General features: G+C 55.2%; 11 protein-coding genes and 1 tRNA gene. 7 read left to right on the top strand and 5 right to left on the bottom strand.

Annotation, left to right across the window (positions count from 1 at the left end; translation table 11 throughout):
* Nucleotides 1-274 precede the first annotated feature (274 nt).
* Nucleotides 275-367: transfer RNA gene (locus tag B3075_RS09175), tRNA-Ser, on the top strand.
* A gap of 868 nt (nt 368-1,235) precedes the next feature.
* Here B3075_RS09175 and sucD read toward each other — a convergent pair.
* Nucleotides 1,236-2,123, bottom strand: a complete 888-nt coding sequence (sucD, locus tag B3075_RS09180; protein ID WP_012420745.1) for a succinate--CoA ligase subunit alpha — start codon at nt 2,121-2,123, stop codon at nt 1,236-1,238.
* A 21-nt stretch (nt 2,124-2,144) separates the two neighbouring features.
* The gene (gene sucC / locus B3075_RS09185; RefSeq protein WP_128155113.1) at nt 2,145-3,326 is read right to left on the bottom strand and encodes an ADP-forming succinate--CoA ligase subunit beta; all 1,182 of its coding nucleotides are present in this window, start codon (nt 3,324-3,326) and stop codon (nt 2,145-2,147) included.
* A gap of 201 nt (nt 3,327-3,527) precedes the next feature.
* Here sucC and hisD point away from each other — a divergent pair, with 201 nt between their 5' ends.
* The 4 genes from hisD (at nt 3,528) to B3075_RS09205 (ending at nt 9,540) form a co-directional block, all read left to right on the top strand.
* Nucleotides 3,528-4,826, top strand: coding sequence for a histidinol dehydrogenase (hisD, locus tag B3075_RS09190; protein ID WP_094135412.1), 1,299 nt, complete (start codon nt 3,528-3,530; stop codon nt 4,824-4,826).
* Nucleotides 4,827-5,089: 263 nt separating this feature from the next.
* The gene (locus B3075_RS09195; protein ID WP_094135413.1) at nt 5,090-5,986 is read left to right on the top strand and encodes a bile acid:sodium symporter family protein; all 897 of its coding nucleotides are present in this window, start codon (nt 5,090-5,092) and stop codon (nt 5,984-5,986) included.
* Between the two features lie 217 nt (nt 5,987-6,203).
* The gene (locus B3075_RS09200; RefSeq protein WP_290488627.1) at nt 6,204-7,871 is read left to right on the top strand and encodes a tetratricopeptide repeat protein; all 1,668 of its coding nucleotides are present in this window, start codon (nt 6,204-6,206) and stop codon (nt 7,869-7,871) included.
* Nucleotides 7,872-7,947: 76 nt separating this feature from the next.
* Nucleotides 7,948-9,540 carry a tetratricopeptide repeat protein gene (locus B3075_RS09205; RefSeq protein WP_290488628.1) on the top strand — a complete coding sequence of 531 codons (1,593 nt, stop codon included), beginning with the start codon at nt 7,948-7,950 and terminating at the stop codon, nt 9,538-9,540.
* 366 nt (nt 9,541-9,906) lie between these two features.
* Here the strand turns inward: B3075_RS09205 and B3075_RS09210 are convergent, their stop codons facing one another.
* The 3 genes from B3075_RS09210 to B3075_RS09220 all read right to left on the bottom strand — a co-directional run bounded on the left by B3075_RS09210 (nt 9,907) and on the right by B3075_RS09220 (nt 13,905).
* The gene (locus B3075_RS09210; protein WP_094135416.1) at nt 9,907-10,233 is read right to left on the bottom strand and encodes a hypothetical protein; all 327 of its coding nucleotides are present in this window, start codon (nt 10,231-10,233) and stop codon (nt 9,907-9,909) included.
* Nucleotides 10,234-10,374: 141 nt separating this feature from the next.
* The gene (gene xseA / locus B3075_RS09215; RefSeq protein WP_290488629.1) at nt 10,375-11,739 is read right to left on the bottom strand and encodes an exodeoxyribonuclease VII large subunit; all 1,365 of its coding nucleotides are present in this window, start codon (nt 11,737-11,739) and stop codon (nt 10,375-10,377) included.
* 3 nt (nt 11,740-11,742) lie between these two features.
* Entirely contained in the window at nt 11,743-13,905 is a 2,163-nt protein-coding gene (locus tag B3075_RS09220) for an AMP-binding protein (protein WP_290488630.1), read from the bottom strand.
* Between the two features lie 272 nt (nt 13,906-14,177).
* On the opposite strand from B3075_RS09220, the gene B3075_RS09225 reads away from it, so the two are divergent.
* Nucleotides 14,178-14,453, top strand: coding sequence for a hypothetical protein (locus B3075_RS09225; RefSeq protein ID WP_290488631.1), 276 nt, complete (start codon nt 14,178-14,180; stop codon nt 14,451-14,453).
* 296 nt (nt 14,454-14,749) lie between these two features.
* A partial coding sequence (locus tag B3075_RS09230) for a beta strand repeat-containing protein (RefSeq protein WP_290492076.1) occupies nt 14,750-19,626 on the top strand: 4,877 nt, incomplete at its 3' end.

Genomic DNA, 19,626 nt, shown 5'->3' on the forward strand with positions numbered 1-19,626 from the left:
TTCCGGAAAATGGCGTTCATGCTATGCTGAATATATTTTTCGGAAAAAAACGGATGTTTATTTTAATAATATATTTATTGATATGGAGTTGTGTATATTTTTCTCTTTCAAGGAGATTGTTTTTTTGCCCGAATGGAACAATCAAATGAATAGCTGTCTATCCCAATCCAGTAGAACCGAGAGGATTGCTTGATCGATATTTTTGACTGTATTATTTATGTATTGACTTCATTTTGGGAAGCGTGTAGTTTCTTTTCCACACATTACTCAAGACGGAGCGGTGGCTGAGAGGCTGAAAGCACTCCTTTGCTAAAGGAACGTACTGGCAAAACCGGTACCGAGGGTTCGAATCCCTCCCGCTCCGCCAAAACCTTTCTTTTTTAAGAGCCTGCATCTCCATGGGCAGACTCTTTTTTGTTTGTAAATCAGGGGGATTAGATGGTGGGGAATTATTCGCTGGTCTGACTGTCTTATTTGATATTTATCAAATTTGAATAACTTGGGCCCAAAACGCCGGTTAGAATGCCTAGCCAGCATTTGGAGAGTACAAAAATCAAACCCGCCGCACGTGTGGCCTGAACCAGTTTAATGATCTCCCTGAAGCTTTGAAAGAAAGAGGGTGGGAGATTCTGGCATTCATGGAAGAGTTCGGCTTGAGGCTGGCTGTTTCCGAGGAAGGAAGCGGAAAGTTTTTCAGATATTTTTATCCCGTGGATTGAATGTCCCTACGGGAAAGTTGGCGACCGTTTGTGGGGGCAGGAGGCTATTATTCACATGCCGCGTTGGGCTTCCCGGATTTTATTGGAAGTTGCGGAAATCAGAGTTGAGCGGCTTTTGGATATTACGCCGAACGGAGGCACGGATGGAAGGCATGGAATGCTGTCTGGCACGATGAAGAAACCAATGTCTGGTTTATGAAGGGGTGACACGGAGAAATCCGCGGGGTTGGCTTTTGCCCGGTTATCTTTCTTTCCCTTATGGGAAAAATGAAGAGGAGCGGTTCCGCCGAACTGAATCCGCGGATGTGGGTTATTCAGTTCAATGTATTAATTATCAACGGAAAGATCAAATAAAAGAATATTTCGGTTACAGAGGTTTCGTCCTGCTGGGCGGAGGGAATTTCCTCTGTTGCCATTCAGACAAAATCCGCTTATGTAATCAACTCCGTTTTACCATGAAAAAAGCGCCTTCCGGCAAAGGAAGGCGCTGGATATGAAAAGGTGAAAGAGAGGGGATTACATTCCCTTGTTTTTCATGGCTTCCGCCAGGGCGGCGCCCATCTGAGCCGGTGTCTTGGCAACTACAATACCGGCGTTCTTCAGGGCTTCCTGCTTGGCGGCGGCAGTACCTTTGCCTCCGGCAACAATGGCTCCTGCATGTCCCATGCGTCGGCCCTTGGGAGCCGTGGCTCCAGCGATGAACGCGGCAACAGGTTTTTTGCAGTTGTTCTTGATCCATTCAGCGGCTTCTTCTTCTTCGGAACCGCCGATTTCACCAATCATGATGAAGGCGTCCGTGTTCGGGTCTTCCGTGAAGAATTGCACGGCCTGCTGTTGGGTCATGCCGTGGACGGGGTCGCCGCCGATGCCAATGCACATGCTCTGGCCCAAGCCCATGTTGGTAACCTGCCAGACGGCTTCATAAGTAAGCGTGCCGGAACGGGAGACAATGCCGATTCTGCCGGGTTTGAAGATGTAGGCCGGCATGATGCCGATCTTGCAGTTAGCGGAGGGATTGACGATTCCGGGGCAGTTCGGGCCGATGAGAGTTACGTCCTTGTCCTTCAGGAAAGTTTTCACCTTCTGCATGTCCTGTACCGGGATGCCTTCCGTGATGCAGACGATGAGCTTCACGCCCGCGTCTGCGGCTTCCATGATGGCGTCCGCAGCGAAGGGCGGGGGAACGAAGATCATGGAGGCGTTGCAGTCCGTGGCCTTTTTGGCTTCCGCTACAGTATCGAAGACGGGGACCTTGCCTTCAAAGAGCTGGCCGCCCTTGCCGGGGGTCACGCCGGCGACGACATTGGTGCCGAAGTCCATGCAGTTTTTGGCGTGGAATGCGCCGGCGCTGCCGGTGATGCCTTGCACGACCAGACGGGTGTTCTTGTCAATGAGAGATGTCATTGTCGTAATAAATAGTGAGGGTTATTTGACTGCTGCCACCGCTTTCTGGGCGGCTTCGTCCAGGTTGTCGGCAGGGATGATGGCGATGCCGCTGTCTGCGAGGATTTTCTTGCCGATTTCCACGTTGGTTCCTTCCAGGCGGACGACGAGCGGGATTTTCATGTCGATGTTTTTCGCCGCGGCCACAATGCCCTGGGCGATGACGTCACAGCGCATGATGCCGCCGAAGATATTGACCAGAAGGGCCTTCACATTCTTGTCGCTGGTGAGGATGCGGAACGCGTTGGTTACCATTTCCTCCGTGGCGGAACCGCCCACGTCCAGGAAGTTGGCGGGTTCTCCGCCGTAGTATTTGATGATGTCCATCGTGGCCATGGCCAGGCCGGCGCCGTTCACCATGCAGCCGATGTTGCCGTCCAGGCCGATGTAGTTCAGGTCGTACTTGCCGGCTTCCACTTCACGGGGGTCTTCTTCCGTTTCATCCCGCATTTCCATGATTTCCGGGTGGCGGTACAGGGCGTTGTCGTCAAAATTGAATTTGGCGTCCAGGGCGCACACGCGGTCATCCGTGGTGACTACCAGGGGGTTGATTTCCACCAGGGAGCAGTCCAGAGCGGTGAAAAGCTTGTAAACGTTGGTGATAAGCTTGGTGGCCTGGCGGAGCAGGGGGCCGGTCAGTCCCAACGCCACGGCGATTTTGAGAGCCTGGAAAGGCAGGATGCCCAGCGCCGGGTTAATGTGTTCGCGGATAATGGCTTCCGGGCGGGTGGCGGCCACTTCTTCAATGTCCATGCCGCCTTCCGTACTGGCCACGATAACGGGGCATTCCCGGGCGCGGTCCTGAAGAATGGCGAAGTAGCATTCCTTTTTGAGATCCACGGCTTCCGCCACCATGATTTTGCTGACCAGCTTGCCGGCTTCCCCGGTTTGCTTGGTGACCAGAACCTGGTTGAGCATTTTGCCGGCAACTTCTTCCACTTCCTCCACGGACTTGACGACGTGGACGCCTCCCTTAAAGCCGTTCTTGAAGGTGCCTTTACCACGGCCGCCAGCGTGTACCTGTGCCTTAACTACGTATTGGGAGAGGCCCATGTTCCGGGCCGTTTGTGCTGCTTCCTGAGCTGTGGAGGCGGCAATGCCCTTGGGGGTTGCCACGCCAAAACGCTCAAAGAGTTGTTTTGCTTGATATTCGTGAATGTTCATGACAGTGGGCCGTTTGGCCAAATGTTTGCGGAAGAAAGGCTAGGCCTATTTTTGGTGTCGGTCAAGGGAGAATGGTTTGGTCTTTTGATTTTTTGTCCGGAGGCGCCGTGAAGTTCCGTCGGAAATCAAAGAGGACAGAAGGCTTGACTGCGTGCTTAAAGATTGTGAAACTCCCTTCCCGTTTTTCTGTAGAGACCTTTTATGAAAATTTACCGTCCTTCCGATACCTGCTTTGACGAGATGAAGCGCCGGATGAACCGCCGCGCACTCCCGGAGGATTCCGTAAGGGATACCGTGAACGCTATTATCCGGGATGTTTCCGCGCGCGGAGATGAAGCCCTGTTTGATTATGCCGCCAGATTTGACAAAGCGCATCTGGATTCTTCCTCCCTGTTCGTAACGGAGGCAGAACTGGCGGAAGCGGAGGCCATGGTGGAGAAGTCTGTGAAGGAGGCCATTGCCGTTTCTCTGGCAAACATCCATTATTTTTCAGACCGCAGCCGCAGGCGGGATTGGTCCGGCGTGAATGCGCAGGGCGTGGAGGTAGCGGAGCGGTTCCTTCCGTACGACCGAGTGGGCATTTATATCCCCGGAGGTAAAGCTCCTCTGGTGTCCACTTCCATCATGACGGGCGGTTTTGCTCAGGCCGCCGGCGTGCGGGAGATTGTGGCCGCCACGCCCTGCGGGCCGGACGGCCGGGTGAATCCCGCGCTTTTGTATGCGCTGAAAGCCTCCGGCGCAACGGAGATTGTCAAGATAGGGGGCGCCCAGGCGATAGCCGCCCTTGCGCTGGGGACGGAGAGCGTGCAACCGGTGGAGAAGATTTTTGGCCCCGGCAACCGTTTTGTAGTGGAGGCCAAGCGTCAGTTGGTGGGGGCTGTTGCCATTGATTTGCTGCCCGGCCCCAGTGAAGTAATGGTGCTGGCGGATGATACTGCGGATGCGGAGTTCCTTGCTGCCGACCTGCTGGCGCAGGGCGAGCATGGCCCGGACAGCGTAGTTGTTTTTGTCACCACATCGGAAGCGTTATTGGAGCAGGTGGAGGCGGAAGTGGAACGCCAGGCTGCCCTGCTGAGCCGCGGGTCCATCATCCGGGAGGTGCTGGACAAGCATGCCTACGGTTTTCTGGTTTCTTCCATTCAGGAAGGGGTGGAACTGGTTAATGCCTTTGCTCCGGAGCATTTGGTGCTCGTCACGCGGGATGAAGAAGCCGTGCTGGATGGCATCAGGACGGCGGGAGCCATTTACGCTGGCTCCCTTTCTACTGTAGCCTGCGGGGATTTTCTGGCGGGTCCCAGCCATACGCTGCCTACCGGCGGCGCCGGCAAGTCTTTTTCCGGCTTGCGGGCGGATCAGTTCCAGCGCCGCACCAGCGTGGTGCGCATGGACCGGAATGCCGTGCTGAACTCCGCCCCGTATGTGGCAGAGTTCGCCCGGGTGGAGGGGCTGGACGCCCATAACCACTCCATTCAGGTGCGCGCCGCCCGTGTGGACCGGTAATCCCGGATTTTTTTCAATTCTCTCCATGATGCAACAGCGGGGAATCAGGGAACGGTTGCCAGTTGCAGCAGGTCTCCTTGTTGCCGGATATGGCGGTATGGGCGTTTCCCGGCATCATGGGGGTGGAGTGGCGCCGGCTGTTGAGAGCATGATAGCCGGCTTGCCGATTTGTTGGCGAGATTCGTTGGGATGGAGCGTCCGCGGGAGGGGCGGATTCATCCATTTGCTCGGAAATCCCGCGTAATCGTTTCACCGCATTCCGCATGTTCAAGTCCCTCATCCGCACATTTGCCATTGTGGCGGCCTTCATCGCGGGGTACATGATGCCCGGTCTGCATGTGTACAGCTGGACGTTCAAGTGGATGCTGATTGTGATGCTGTTCGTCACCTTTCTGGGCATCCGCTTCAAACGCATGAAGCCGGAACGGGCTCACTGGCTCCTGACGGGGGCTAATCTCATGGTCGCCCTGGCGGCATGGGGTGTGTGCCGCCTTGTTTTTGGGGATGGGTATCTGGCTCAGGCCGCTTTTTTCGTAGGCATCATGCCTACAGCCACGGCGGCTCCCGTGGTGATGGGGCTGCTGGGCGGCAGCGTGGAGTTTATGCTGACCGCCCTTTTGCTGATTAACGGTATTATCTGCGCCCTGCTGCCTTTCATCCTGCCGGCGGTTGTGGGGCGGGGCGGTTTTGAGATTTACCTGAACGTGGCCCAGAATATTTCCCTGGTCATGTTGCTTCCCCTGGCCCTGGCGCTGGCGGCGCGGCGTTTTTATCCGCGCGCGATTGCCTGGCCCAGGAAGTTGAAAGACGTCACCTTTGGCATTTGGGTGGTGATTCTGGTTTTGATAGCCGCAAACGCTTCTTATGATATTTCCTCCCGTGAGGGCATTTCGGAACGTGTTTTGGAACAGATCGGCGTGATTGCCCTGCTGGTTTGCGGGCTCAATTTCGGGCTGGGGCATTTGCTGGGGGGGCGCACGCGCGCTGCGGAGTGCAGCCAGGCGCTGGGCCAGAAGAATACCACCCTGTCCATTTATCTGGCTTTGACGTATGCCAGCCCCATTGCCGCTCTTGGCCCCACGTTTTATGTACTGTGGCATAATTTATGGAATGCCTGGCAGTTGTACCGGGCGTCCGAACGAAAGCGCAGGGATGGATAAGGGATGAGCCAACCGGTCCGGCGGAGGCGTCCGGCAGAGTTATAGGGGTGTCCATAGCCGGAAAGAACGGGTGGGAGGGGCTTTTGATACGGTTCCCAATGACGGCCGGCAGACTGTTGATGGTTCTTTTTTATCCACGGTCAGAAACGGCAGAGGATTGCTCCCCGTGCAAAAAGCTTGAAATTCGGGGAACGCCCGGTAACGTTATGCACCTGTTATGCAGGCATCTTCTCCTTTGCCCCCTCTGTCTCCGCGTACCAAGTGGCTGATTGCCCTGTGCCTGTGCGTTCTCGTGATGCTGCTGGAGTTTCTGACGTACCATATGGCGTACCGCATCGGCTATGATGAAGGGATGTTGACCACTCCGCCGGTGGTGGTGCAGAAAAGCGATGAAAAGGCCATGCAGAATTTGTCCCGCTTCATGGCGGATGTCTTTGCCTCGCGCGAGAGCCTGGCCGGCATTCTGGACAACCGGGAGGAACGCCTGGCATGGATCAGGGATCCGGAACTGCGGACAGAAACGGCCTGGGGCCTTACCCGCGAGTTGATTAGCCGGGGCGGCGCCATTCTTGCTCTTCCTGCGGCCAGGGAATTAATTGACGCGGGATACGCCGCCGGACGCTGTCAAGTATGGGCCCCCCGCGCGGATGCCGTGGCAAAAGCCCTGTTGGCGGAGCACCAGTACACTTCCGCCTACGATTATTTGAAAACCGCAGAGGAGGGATATGAGAAGGAAGGAATGACCGAACCGCTGGTGCGGACCCTTCAGACCATGAGTTCCATTGACCAGATGCTGAACAGGAATGAGCAGGCAAATATGTTGCTCCAGCGTGCGGTGGATGCCGCCGCGCATCTGGGGCCGGATGCCCTCCCTGTCAGGTCCAGGCTTTTGGCCGCCCAGGGAAGGCTGGCGCGCACTACGGGACGCATTCCGGAATCGCGCGAGTATTTCAAGAAAGCTCTGGCCCTGTGTTCCCAGCCGGACAAGACCACCGGAGACCTGGCCCTGGCCAGCATCAGCATGGGGGAGGCCATGTTGGAAGCCGGCAGGAAGGAGGAGGCCCGGGAACTGTTTTTAAAGGGACTTTCCGGCTCGGAAAATGCCTCTTACCTGTTGAATGACTGCCTCAATGCCCTGCGCGGTCTGGCCCGCATTTCTACGGAGCAGGGGAATTATGAGGAAGCCCTGGCTTATCTTTACCAGGCGGAAGGAGCTGCCCGCGGCGTATTGCCGGCAGACCATGCTTTTTGGACCGGGTTATATGATCAAAGGGGATGGGTCAACATCTTGCGCAAGGCCGCTCCGGAAGCCCGGGCGGATTTTTTAAAGGCCATTTCCAACAGCTCGGCTTCTCCCATCATTTCCGCACAGTCACGCGAAGGACTGGGCAAGGCATGGCTGGATGCCGGGGAGGGGAGTAAGGCCAGGGAGAATCTGGAAAAGGCTCTTCAGTTGCGGAAGTCCCATTTCGGCTCGGATCTTCTGTCCCTGGGCCGCGTATATTATTCCCTGGGGCTTGCCTGCGATATGGCAGGGGACAGGGAAGGCGCCCTGATAGCTTATGCCGGAGCGGTGGATTCCCTGTTGAAATGCGTGGAGGGGGCGGAACGCAGAGATTTGCTGGTGCAGTCTTATCTGTGCAAAGCGTACGCCCTGTGCGACGGAGAACAATGGAAGGAGGCCGCAGAGGCTTTTGAGGCGGTTCTTCCCATGCTGGAAGGGGAGCAGCGGTCGGAAAATTACAAACAGCTTGGACGCTGTTACGACGAACTAGGCATGAAGGAGAAAGCGGATGACTGCTGGAAGGAATCCGGTTTTCCCCGAGTGCGCATGGCGTCCCCCAGACGCAGAACCTCCGTGAACTCCAGATCTTCACGGAGATAGGATGCGGGAGTTTCGTAAGACGTTGCGAGGCGTTTATTTTGCTTGATTTGTGCCGTCTTTTTGGCTCAATGCCTGCATGAGTTCCGAGCGCCATTTTTCCAGTAAGCCCTACCGTCCCGCACGCAAGAAAAAGTCTTATTGGAAACCGGTCTTCTTTCTGGTCCTCCTGGGAGGGCTCTGGTTTGGCTACATCCAGTGCTGGCCTACGATAGAAGGGTGGTTCAAGCCAACCATCCATGAGGTGCACAGCCAGACGCAGGCCATGGGGCATTTGCAGGATATGCTGGCTTCCTGGAACGGCTCCGATGCAGAGCTGGCGCAGATGGCATCCTCCGTGGACAAGCAGGTGGAATGGATGAATTCTCCCGAAGCCAGAGATTCCTTTGCATGGCTTTTGGCGGTGGAAATGGACCGGCGCGGCATGTTGAAAGAATCCGAACCTATGCTGGCTGCGCTCTTGGAAAAAAAGCTCGCCGCTTCTTCCTCTATGGCGGCGGAGGACAAAATCCGCCTCCTGGGCGTCAGCCTGAACTGGGCTCAGGAATTCGCCCGCCGCAAGCATGATGCCGTGGCGGAAAAGCTTTATGAAGTGATTTTGAAAAATACGCCGGAGGACCAGGTTTCCCTCCATTTAGCTTGCCTGGAGCCATTAATCCGTTATGCGTATGACCAGGCCAGGTTTGAGCGTTTTTCCGCGTTGTGCAAACAGGCTGTTTCTCCTGTCATGAGGAGCATGCTTAACAAGCCGGAGGATGTGAAGAGCATGGTTAAAATCCTGTTGCTTCAGGATACCCTGCCTGACAAGGCTACCGGGTTGCCCAGCGGCACAGGAAGCGCGATTGCCCGGGAGCTTCTTACTAAATTCCGCCTGACCGCCAACCCTGATATGGGCCGCATTATCCTGAATGAACTGAAGATGTCGCTTAATGCGCGCCGGAAGTATTCCCAGGAAGAATTGAAGGTCATGGCCGACCAGCTGGAAGCAGCCCTGATCTGCTTCCGTGCGGCTGAAACGGAGATGGACTGCACGCCGGAGACAATGCTTGCCCTGGCGCAGGTAAGGATGCAAATGGGGGATTTGAGGGAGGCTTCCCGCCTGTTGTCCCGTGCGGAAGGAGCCGCCATGACGCTTGGCGTGGATGCTCCCCGTATTTTGAGCGGCTCCAGCCTGAGCCAGGATATTGCGTCCATGCGCTCCCAACTTGAAAAATACAGCCAGGCAGAGGCTTTGGTGAAACGGGCTTATGAAGATGTGAATATCGCCGCGGCTTTCCTGAAGGCGCGGGATTACGATCAGGCTGTGAAGTATCTGGAGCAGGCAATGAAAGTGGCCCGTGAAAATACCACGTTTGTTCAGGCGCTTCAGCCGGTCATTCTGAATCTTCAGGCGGAGATAAGCGCCGGCAGGGAACAGTGGGCTTTGTCGGAGGCCCAATATGGAAAGTTGATTGAGGAGTGGGATGCGTTGACTCCGGAAGATAAGGAGAAACTCCGGAACAATCTGGCCTCTATTCAGTTGGGAGAGCTTTACCATGAAATTCACCGCAACTGGGCTGGCGTGTGTCTCAAGCAAAAGCGAACCACGGAGGCCCGCAGGGTGCTGGGAAAAATAGGGGAAGTTCCGGCGGAAGAGCCGGAGAGGCGCGCTTCGCGCCGCCGCCGCAGATAGTCGCCCCTGCTCTCAGTCAGGCTTTCCTTTTTTGGAAAAGGCAAAGTTCTCAATTGGCATACCGGAGGGACGCAAAGTTTCCAGGAGGCTCCGGTTGGGGGCCTTGAACCGAGACAGGATGCCTGCGGGCGGCTGCGTGATTGCTGAAGGGGCTTTTTACGCGAAATGCCGCTTTAATCCTCCCATGGCATCATCAAAGAACTTTGGGCAGGTTCCGTTTCCCTGTATTGACGGGTATTCCGCATTCTGAAGGGGAATACGGATTCCAGACCTGTCAACAAATTATGTGCCTCTTTTTGCAAATGTAACGTTTCCGGTATGATTCATACCCTCAGGCAGAACTGAAAAACAGCTTCCGCAGAATCTTTAGCTGCGGACTTTGTCTTTCTGCCTCACATGGCTGAGAGCCCTTTTCCCATGAACCATTTTTTCACGGCGGTCAGCTGCGGACTGACGGCGAGAGCGCACAGTATATTTTGCGAAAATTTGGCTAACCGTAAGGTTGCCCTGTTCGAAAAGTTTGAAAATATTATCTCTCACCCTCATGGCTTCCTGAAGCGCCGCATCAGCGCCCCCGTATTGAGAATCGGAGAAATAACGGGTGAATAAACGCTTGTTCTTACAGATCGCCAACCGGTAGCCCTGAAAGGCCGTTGTTTCGTAAGTGTAACGGGTGATGTTTTTACAAGGCATATGAACAGGAGTTGTGGGACCGGGTGATAGAAGCAGTGGTAAGCTTCTATTAGGATAGGTTCCATTTCCTGCAAAATCCAGAAAAAATACAATTTGTTAGATTGAGTGCAAAAAATGCACCGCTAGATGTTTGTAGACAGTTTATTGCGGTGTGTCATCCCTGACATAAAAACAACCGTCGGAAACGCGGATTTTCAATTTTTCTCCTGCCTTCACCTGGTTTGTTTGCCGGATAAGCTGCTTATCCTGGTTTTCCACCAAGGCATATCCGCGGCGAAGGGTCTGTTCCGGGCTGTGAGCTTCAAGACGCATCTGAATCAGAGTAAGTTGTGAAGATAAATCCGCCATGCGGGCGGCGACTGCATGAGATAATCCGGCCTGAAGGGAAGCCAGAAGCTGCGTGCGCTCCCGATTCCTGTGGGCCGGGTGGCGCATTTGTAGATGGTGTTCCAATTTATTGATATTCAGTGTACTCTGAAAAATTTGCGTGGCTGCGGCATTTTGCAGGGTTTCTTGCATATCGTCCAGGCGCTGGGAATAAGGGGAGAGCAGGGAATACGCATCCAACAGTTTCCCCCGCAGGTAAACATCCAGTTTCAGCTTGGAACGCAATAGGGAATGCCGTGCGGAGGCCTGAAGAGCCTGTTCCATTCTGGACAGTTTGCGGAGCCATTCAGGTCCGTCCGGCGTGGCCAGCTCCGCAGCTGCGGTGGGGGTGGGCGCGCGCAGGTCCGCTACGAAATCCGCAATGGTGAAGTCCGTGTCATGACCCACTGCGGAAATCACGGGAACGGTGCATTCGTAAATGGCTCGAGCCACCGTTTCTTCATTGAAATTCCACAAATCCTCAATGGAGCCGCCGCCGCGGCCTACAATGAGCACGTCCACGGGGGGAAGGCCGTTGGAGGGAGCTCCGGACCAGGCGCGCACGGCAGCCGCTATTTCGTGCTCCGCTCCCGTCCCCTGCACGCGTACGGGCAGCAGATAAGCCTTCACCCACGGAGCACGGCGTTCCAATACGTGCCGTATGTCCTGGATGACGGCGCCAGTAGGGGAGGTGACGATGCCGATGGCGCGGGGGAACGTGGGAATCTTCTTTTTATGTTCCGCGTCAAACAGCCCCTCGCGCTGGAGCTTTGCTTTCAACTCCAGAAAGCGAGCCTGCAAATCTCCCTGTCCCGCGGCTTTTACCTGCCTGATGACCAGCTGGAGCTGTCCCCGGTCCGGGTACACGGTGGCGCTGCCCAGGACATGGACTTTCATCCCTTCCTGGAGCCGTATGGGACATTTTGATGCCGCTGCCTTGAAAAAGGCGCAGAAAATTTCCGCTCCCTGCTCCTTCAGGGTGAAATAAACGTGGCCGCTGGTGTGATGCCTGACGTTGCTCAGTTCTCCCACTACCCACTGGGTACCCACGGCGATGCTGACTGTGTCCCTCAGGCGGTAAACGAGCTGTTTGACCGTGATGGGGTTGGGCGCGGCGGGCGTTTCCTCCAGGAATTCCATAAATTATGGTTCAAAGGGAATGTTCAGAGCTTCATACGCCAGCATCCTGCATTGCTTGATATCCAGTTTGCCGGATGGGAGCACCGGAATGCGTTCTACGGGAATAATTTCCTTGGGGCACCAGAGGGCCGGCAGTCCCTGGTCAATCAGGCCATGCCTGATGAGGGTCCGAGCCTGGTGTACGTAATCCGTCACCAGGGTGGTGAGCAGGGCTACGGCTTCCCCTTTTACGGGATCCGGAATGGTGACGACGGCTATCCGTCGTTCTTCGTCCGCCGGATCCAGATTCCAAATGTTCATAATGGCGGCTTCCAGGGCTTCATGAGGCACCATTTCCCCGCCTATTTTGGAGAAGCGGGAAATGCGTCCTTCAATCTTCAGGAAGCCGAATTCGTCTGCGGAACCTATGTCTCCGGTTTTTAGCCAGCCGTCCACGAAAATGTCCCGGTCGATTTCCGAGCCGCCCAGATAGCCGGGAAAGATATTCGGCCCTTTCAGCCAGATCATGCCGGGAGTAGTGATGGGGACCACGCGTCCCGTGTGGGGGCTGGTGATGCGTATGGCGAGTCCGGGAAGGAGGGCTCCTACGGAACTCTTCTTCATGCCGGGAATGAAGTCTCCGGCGGCATTGGATGGCGCCGGATCAATGAAGTTGACGGAACAGACGGGAGATGCTTCCGTCAGGCCGTAGCCCTCGCAGGGAATGACGCCGAATTTTTCCCGGAAAGCAGTAGCAAGGTCTTCCGGCAATTTTTCCGCGCCAACGATCAGATAGCGGACGGTTTGAAAGGTGTCCGTTTCGCAACGTTTCATAAAACCGCGCAGGAAAGTGGGCGTAGTGACTACCAGACTGATTCCGTACTGCTTGATAAGGGCTCCCAGCCGTTTAGCTTCAAGAGGGGACGGGTAGGTGACCATGTCATACCCGCCGATCATCGGATACCAGAGTCCGATGGTGATGCCGAAGCAGTGGAATACAGGCAGGCTTCCCAGAAACCTGCTTTGCGGTTCCAGCGTAATGCGGGAAGAACATTGAGAGATGTTGGAAAGAAGATTGTGATGGGTCAGAGGCACGCCTTTAGGCTCTCCAGAAGAGCCGGAAGTGAACATCAGCACGGCTTCGTCTGCTCCTGTAGGAACATCCAGCCCCAGCTTCTTAATAATGAAACCCGCTGTCAGGAATTTAATGGCGAGGCCCCAGCGTTTGGCGGAACCTTTAAGCAGGGGAATTTCCCGCTCCATGAGGATCAGATCCCGCTGGGGGGGCCACGGGAAATTCTGGAGCTTTCGCATGAAGGTATCCGCAGTGATGAACCAGTCCACGCCGGACTGCTTTACAGAGCTGGCGAAGGCTCCTTCCGAGGCGGAATAATTGAAATTCACCGGCGTTTTCCCGGCGAACAGGCAGCCCAGATTAGCAATGGCCGCCCCCTTGCCCGGCGGAAGAATGATGCCGACCCGGCGGTTTGCGGTAATTTTTTTCAACCTCTTGGCAAAGGCTACGGAAATGGCCAGCAGCTGGCCGTAGGTCAGCGTCGTGTCGTCAATGCCGTCGATGACCCGGCAGTCGGAATGAAGTTTAAGGCTGCGGAAAAGGAGGGCGGACAGGGAACCGTGGAGCTGAGGCAGCGTGGCGTATGCCTGGGCGGAGCATTCCAGCCACGCGGAAGTAAGGCGCGCCGCCATCTCGGCCCCAGGGGCCAGTTTGGGGAGAATATGTATCTGGATATCCGCCTGGGCGTCCGTATCGGCCTCCGCGTCCAGCACGGAGTTCGTATAAAAGCCGGTATAGACCGGTACGGGGGAAATGTGCAGGGCTTCCAGAGCCTTGATGACCCGCGCCGGAATTTGGCTGATGGAGCCTTTCACATGGGAGACGGGGCCGGGCAGGAATACTACTCTTTTGCCTGCGTTAAGGCGTTCCATGATGGCGGAACGCAGCGCGATAGGGTCGCTGCCCCCGGCCTGGAACAGGATGCCGTCCGCTTTAGTGGATTCCAGATGGGAGGCGGTGGCTGTATCCGGAGGGAGGCCTTCTTCCACCAGGTAGGTCATGCGGTCCCTGCCCAGTTCTTTTTCGAACATCAGAAGGGTTTTGTAAGATACTTTGTTGAAAATCAACAAATCACCTGATTCGGATAAATTGGAGGAACCAAAAATGGCCATGGGAAAAAGATAAAAACTTGCTTGAAGCATTTTAGCAAGTTGCAGGGCCGGGAGCAAGGAGGAAAGATATGACCCCGGTTGCTTTTCCTTTAGTCATGCCTGTTATTGAAAACCTTTCCCGGCTTAGTGCGTTTTTATGAAAAAATGTTGTCTTTTTCGTGGCATGGTCTGGATTCTGCGTTTTTCTCCTGCGGAGGCGTTTCCGTGAATCAGTTTGTTCCGATATTTCACTTGCTGATTGATGGAGCTGGCAGGCAGCAACATCTTCGGACGTGAAGCAACTGGGGGAAATCCGGGTCAACGCGGCGCAGGACCTGGGAGACCGCAGGGGAGAAACAAACGTCACCCTGCTGGGCAACCCCGGCTTCGCGCAAAGCGTGAGAGGGGCGAAAGCGGGAACGATGGCGTTGCAGCTCGGAGCGGGGCTGAGCGTGCCGGTGGGGACGAAAGGAACCGTCTTCGTCAACGGCAACGCGTATATCCGTGACGGAGCCGGCTCTACTGTTCGGAGATCAGTTTTCATAATATATTGGAATAATTTATATTAAAATTGTTTTTTGCGTCAAAATCGCTTGGATTCATAAAGCGGATTAAAAATTCGCCGTGCGATGGGAACCGGGCCAATATACCAGAGTTGGCCCGATTGTTTGTTTATACTGATAAGGATAGAGTGATGGATATCCTTGGCTCCAGACCAGATAAAGGATGAAAGGCCTCTTCTGAAAGATGCGCAACACCTACGGAATCAACGTTTAAGCTTGTAGGTGGATTTTTAATCCGCTAATGATGATAAAAAGCCTCCTGTCAGGTTCGGGAGGAAGTTTCCGTACATCTTTTAAAAATCATGAAGCTGCACCTTCCTTTAAGTCTTTTGTCCTCCCTGCTTGCCTGCATAGCCGCTGTTTCCTCACCACGTGCCGTTGCGGAAACCTATACATGGCTGGGAGGGACGGTGGATGTTCATTTGAATACTAACTGGACTCCGGATTACGGCAGCGGCAACTGGTCGGCAACATGGGCCGGTACGGCGACGAACAGCATGCGTTTTGATGCGGGAAGCATGACGGGGCAGCTCAAGGCTCTTCAAGCTTCTTTCAATACGCTTTCGCTTGGGGGCATAACTGTTACGGATAATTCTGACGGATTCAGCGTTTCCAAGAGCAATGGCTCCAACCGCACCATTAATTTGCGTGATGGAGGAGAAGGATATACGCTGTTTGATATAGGCGGGGATTTTTCTCTGGGTGTTGCCAACCAGGTATGGAATGGAGTTGTTTTCAATTCCGGCGCCCTGTTTAAAATTGCGGCCGGCAAGACCATGAATATTTACGGTGGTCTTGGAACGGCCGGGACGGGAGCCAAGACAATGACGGTGGGGGCTGACGGTTTTTCAGGTATCCTTGTTCTGAATACGGCGGCCCAGTCCTCCATGACGGCTGATTGGGTGATTTCCAATGGAGCGACCGTTCAATTGAACAATGCCGCGGCTCTGGGTTCCGGCTCAGTCAGCTTAAACGGCGGCAATGTGACGGCCCAGCATAATGCCGTCTATAATAATGCCCTGACCGTGAGCGGTTCCTCCGGCATGACCGTGAATGCTGCCACTCAGTTCGCCAATGTCAGCCTTTCCAATGCCTCGGCCCTGAATATGAACGGAGGAACGCTCGGCATTGCGGACGCCGGTGTTTTGACGCTGGGAAACGCGTCTCTTCTGAATTTTTCCGCTCTTCCGGCGTCCGGAGCATACTTGCTTAATGTAACAGGAACGCTGACCGTGAACAGCGAACTGCTTCTGGGGCAGGGAACGATGGAAGGCGTGGCCTGGGCAGAGGGTTCGTACAGCCTGATTCATGCGGGTTCCGTGACAGGAGTCCCTGCCAGTTCCTTTGTTCTGGGCGACAATCTTCTGGGTTCCTGGAGCACGGAGAACAATAATCTTACCCTGGTGGTGGAGCAGGTTGCTTTGCTCGAATGGAAAGGCGGCGACGGGATATGGTCTGTAACTGCTCCGGCTTCTTCACCGTGGAAAAATGACGGCGTGTATCATAATGGTTCCGGAGTGGTCATGGGAGATATTGACGGGAATTCCCTGCAAACAGTAACCATTGATGGCGTTGTCTCTCCCACAATCATGATGGTTCAGGCGGATACGACGGATTATGTATGGAATGCCGCAGAGGGAGGAGGAGCTCTGGAAGGCAGCGGAAATCTGGAGAAGACCGGCAATGCCAAGCTAACCATTAATATGGATAATGCTGGTTATGCCGGAAAGGTTATTCTGGAGGGTGGAACGCTTGAAATGGGGAATGACGCTGCTTTAGGCACAGGGGATTTGGCGTTTGACGGCGGTACCCTCCGGTATGGAACAGGAGTAACGGCGGATATTTCCGGTCAGATTTCCTCCATGAGCAAGAGTTCCGTGAAAGTGGATACCAACGGCAATAACGTAAGCTGGGCTTCCGCAGATCGTTACAAGACGCTGAACCTGGAAAAGTCCGGCGACGGCGTGTTGGCTCTCGGCGGCGCCGTGTATACGGGGGCCCTGACGGTGGATGAAGGGGGCGTGTCCATTGCTTCCGGCAGTGTTCAAACGAAGTTTTCCGCGGGAGTTACGGTGAATGCAGGCGGGACGCTTGCCATTTCCAGCACCATTAACGGAATATCTGCCGGAGACAATGCCAATATCGTCATCAACGGCATGAGCGGAGCGGGGAGGATTGAGCTGGACAACCAGGCTGCCAGGTCCCGTTTCTATATTTCCGGAGATAATTCTTCCTTTACCGGGGAATTGGTGGCAGCCGGGCTGAACAATAATCCGGGAAATTCGAATGATGCCCGCGACCTTCAGTTTGCCACCGCCGCCAGTATGGGGCGGGGAACGGTCACCTTGAATGGACGCGGTTTCTGGCTGGGAACCGTCAACACGGCGGATACCGCTGTTATGGCGACAATCAATGTTCTGGAAAAAGGTTCCTATCTGAACGGGGGAAGCGGAAATTCCTATTACTTCGGCGGGGCGTTTACCGGGTCTGGCTCCATGACCACAGCTCTGGGCAATGCGTTCGCTTATTTGACGGGAGATATGACTGGGTTCCTGGGAGCATTTTCCCACACAGGCGATTCCCTGTTTACATGGGTGTTCGGCAACAATACGGATGCCGTTCTGAATGATGGAAAGCTTTTCGGGGATGGCGTGGTGTTGAAGGCTGACGGAGGGACAAGCCTGTTTAAATTTTCCTACACCAATGATATTATCCTGATGAACGCCACTGTAGGAGCGGCAGGGGCCTTGAACGCCAGGGTGGAACAGGCCGGAGCCGGAACGCTGGTGCTGACGCAGGATAATAGCGCGACGGGAACGCTCGCCATTACCGGCGGCACGGTTCAGCTGGGCAATGGAGAGGCTTCCGGTTCCTGGGCTGGGCAGATTACCGGAGCAGGGGCGCTGGTGGTGGACAGGGCTGCCGGTTCCGCGGCCCTGGAACTGAACTCCACCAACAATTATCAGGGAGGAACTACGCTGAATGGTGGTACAGTGAAAGCTCTGGGCGCCGGGTCTCTGGGCGCCGGAGATGTTTCCGTCAACGGCGGTGCCATTCTGGATATGAACGGCCAGGAGATTGCCAACAATGTCACTATTACCAAAGGAGGGCTGCAACATGCCGTCTCTTATGTTACGGCAGGCGGCGTAACCGTAAACGCGGAGGCCGATTCCGGGGATATTAATTTGGGCGGGCTGTCCGGCGACAAAGTGGGCAGCATCAACACCGCTACCGCGGGAACGTCCATTACCGGGCTGACAGGGAATCTGACGCTGACGGGAAGCAATTCCCTGCATGTGGGAGTGGAAAATACCACGTATGCCGCTGCCGGGGACCAGAGTAGTCTGATTCAGTTTAATGATACGACTACGGGGACTGTTTCTTTCGGCGGAGATTTTTCCGATCTCACGCTGCACATGGATATTGATACGGATATCCTGATTGCCATGCGCGAACAGGAATCTGTCGGTATTCTGCTGACAGACGGGACGATTACCGGATTGCCGGACAGCGGCCTGGTGGCATGGCTCAACCGGCATCTTACGTTTAATGCTACGCTGGAAAGCCTGGGCTTTGGCATCCAGGGAGTGGATGGCGGCAGCATTATCATTTCCGGAAGAACGGACCAGATTTATATCGCTTCCGCAGACGGTTCTTCAGTAACGGAAATTCCGGCCCTGAATTCCTATGCGCAGGTGATTGTGGACACGAATCTCACCCTGAATTTTGACGTACCCGCAGCCAATACGGACAAGACTGTTATCCGGCATCTTTCCTCCGGCACCAGCAGCACGGGTAACCTGGCGGTGAATGCCGCCGGAGACGGTTCCCTGGAAATCGAACTTGCGAACGATCTGAACGACTCTGTGTTCAACGGCAATCTTACCGTGAACGGTGACGGCACGGACCTGATCAAGACGGGAGAAAAGACCCTGGCGCTGAATGGCAATGTCAATACCCCCAATGCGGTTGTTGTTAAAGAAGGCACGCTGGAACTGAACGGAAGCGCCAACAATGTCGGCACGCTGACTCTGGCCTCCGCTTCTGCAGATGCAATGGCGCGCACCGTGATTGGAGGGACTGTCACAGCCACTCTGTCGGATGAAGATGAAGGCGGTTCCCTGGAAATTGCTGCGGGGGGAATATTCAGAACCGCTGGGGATTCCGTCCTGGATCAGGAGACTTCCATTTCCGGAGCGGGGAGTTTGAATATTCAGGAAGGTTCCTCCCTCTCCCTGACGGGGGAAGCCGGCCTGTCCGGAACTTCCGTGACGCTGAACGGAACGCTGAGCCTGTCCGGGACTGGGGAAAAATCTATCCAGTCCCTCTCCGGTTCCGGAATGCTGGCGTTGAACGGCGGCGCCCTGTCTGTCACTTCCGCTTCCGCCAGAAACGGTTCTTTCTCCGGTACGCTGGATGGTGAGGGGCGCATTGACGTATCCGGCAGCGTGACCCAGGTAATGCAGACGGGAAGCTCTACGTATGACCTGGGCGTTCATGGAGGGGGGACGCTGGTATTGAAAGGCACCTCTGCCGCTCCCTCGCTTGATTACCGGAATGTTGCAGTAGGTTCTGCCGGCGCCCTGCGTATTGAAGCCATTGGACATGAAGCCGGAGACTCCAATACCTCCTTAAACGTCGGCAGCATTGATTTCCAAAGCGGTTCTACGACGGAATTCGTTTATAATCTAAGCGCGGCGGATCCTTTCGGCTCCGCTATGCTGACGGCGGATTCCATCACCATCGGGAATGGGGCGGGGTTCTCGCTTGCCAATATGGAAGGCAACACGGGGCTGGGAACGTATGACAGCCTGGACGGCGTGGTTCTGATGACAGCGGACACGATTGACGGCTTGGCGGAGGGAGAATCCATATCCGTGGGAACTTCCGGCCTGTTTGCCGTTTATTACAAGGATGCGACTATGAGCCGGGAGGGCAATCATATTGTGCTGAATGCCACGGTGCAGCAGGACAATATTTTTACGCCTGCGGTGAACTCCCATAATTCCGGAGCAGGTTCCGACCTTCTGTGGGAGGCCAAGAATAATCTGGATGCCACTTCCCAGCTTGGGCAGGTGATGCATTCCATCAGCACCATGGTTACGGGAGATCATTCCGACCTGGCGGGAGCATCCAGGGCTTTGGCAGCGGTGGCAGGAAGCACAGTCAACGCGCTGGG

The organism is Akkermansia sp. UBA7090 (genome assembly GCF_002493465.1).
Taxonomy (GTDB): Bacteria; Verrucomicrobiota; Verrucomicrobiia; order Verrucomicrobiales; family Akkermansiaceae; genus Akkermansia; species Akkermansia muciniphila_A.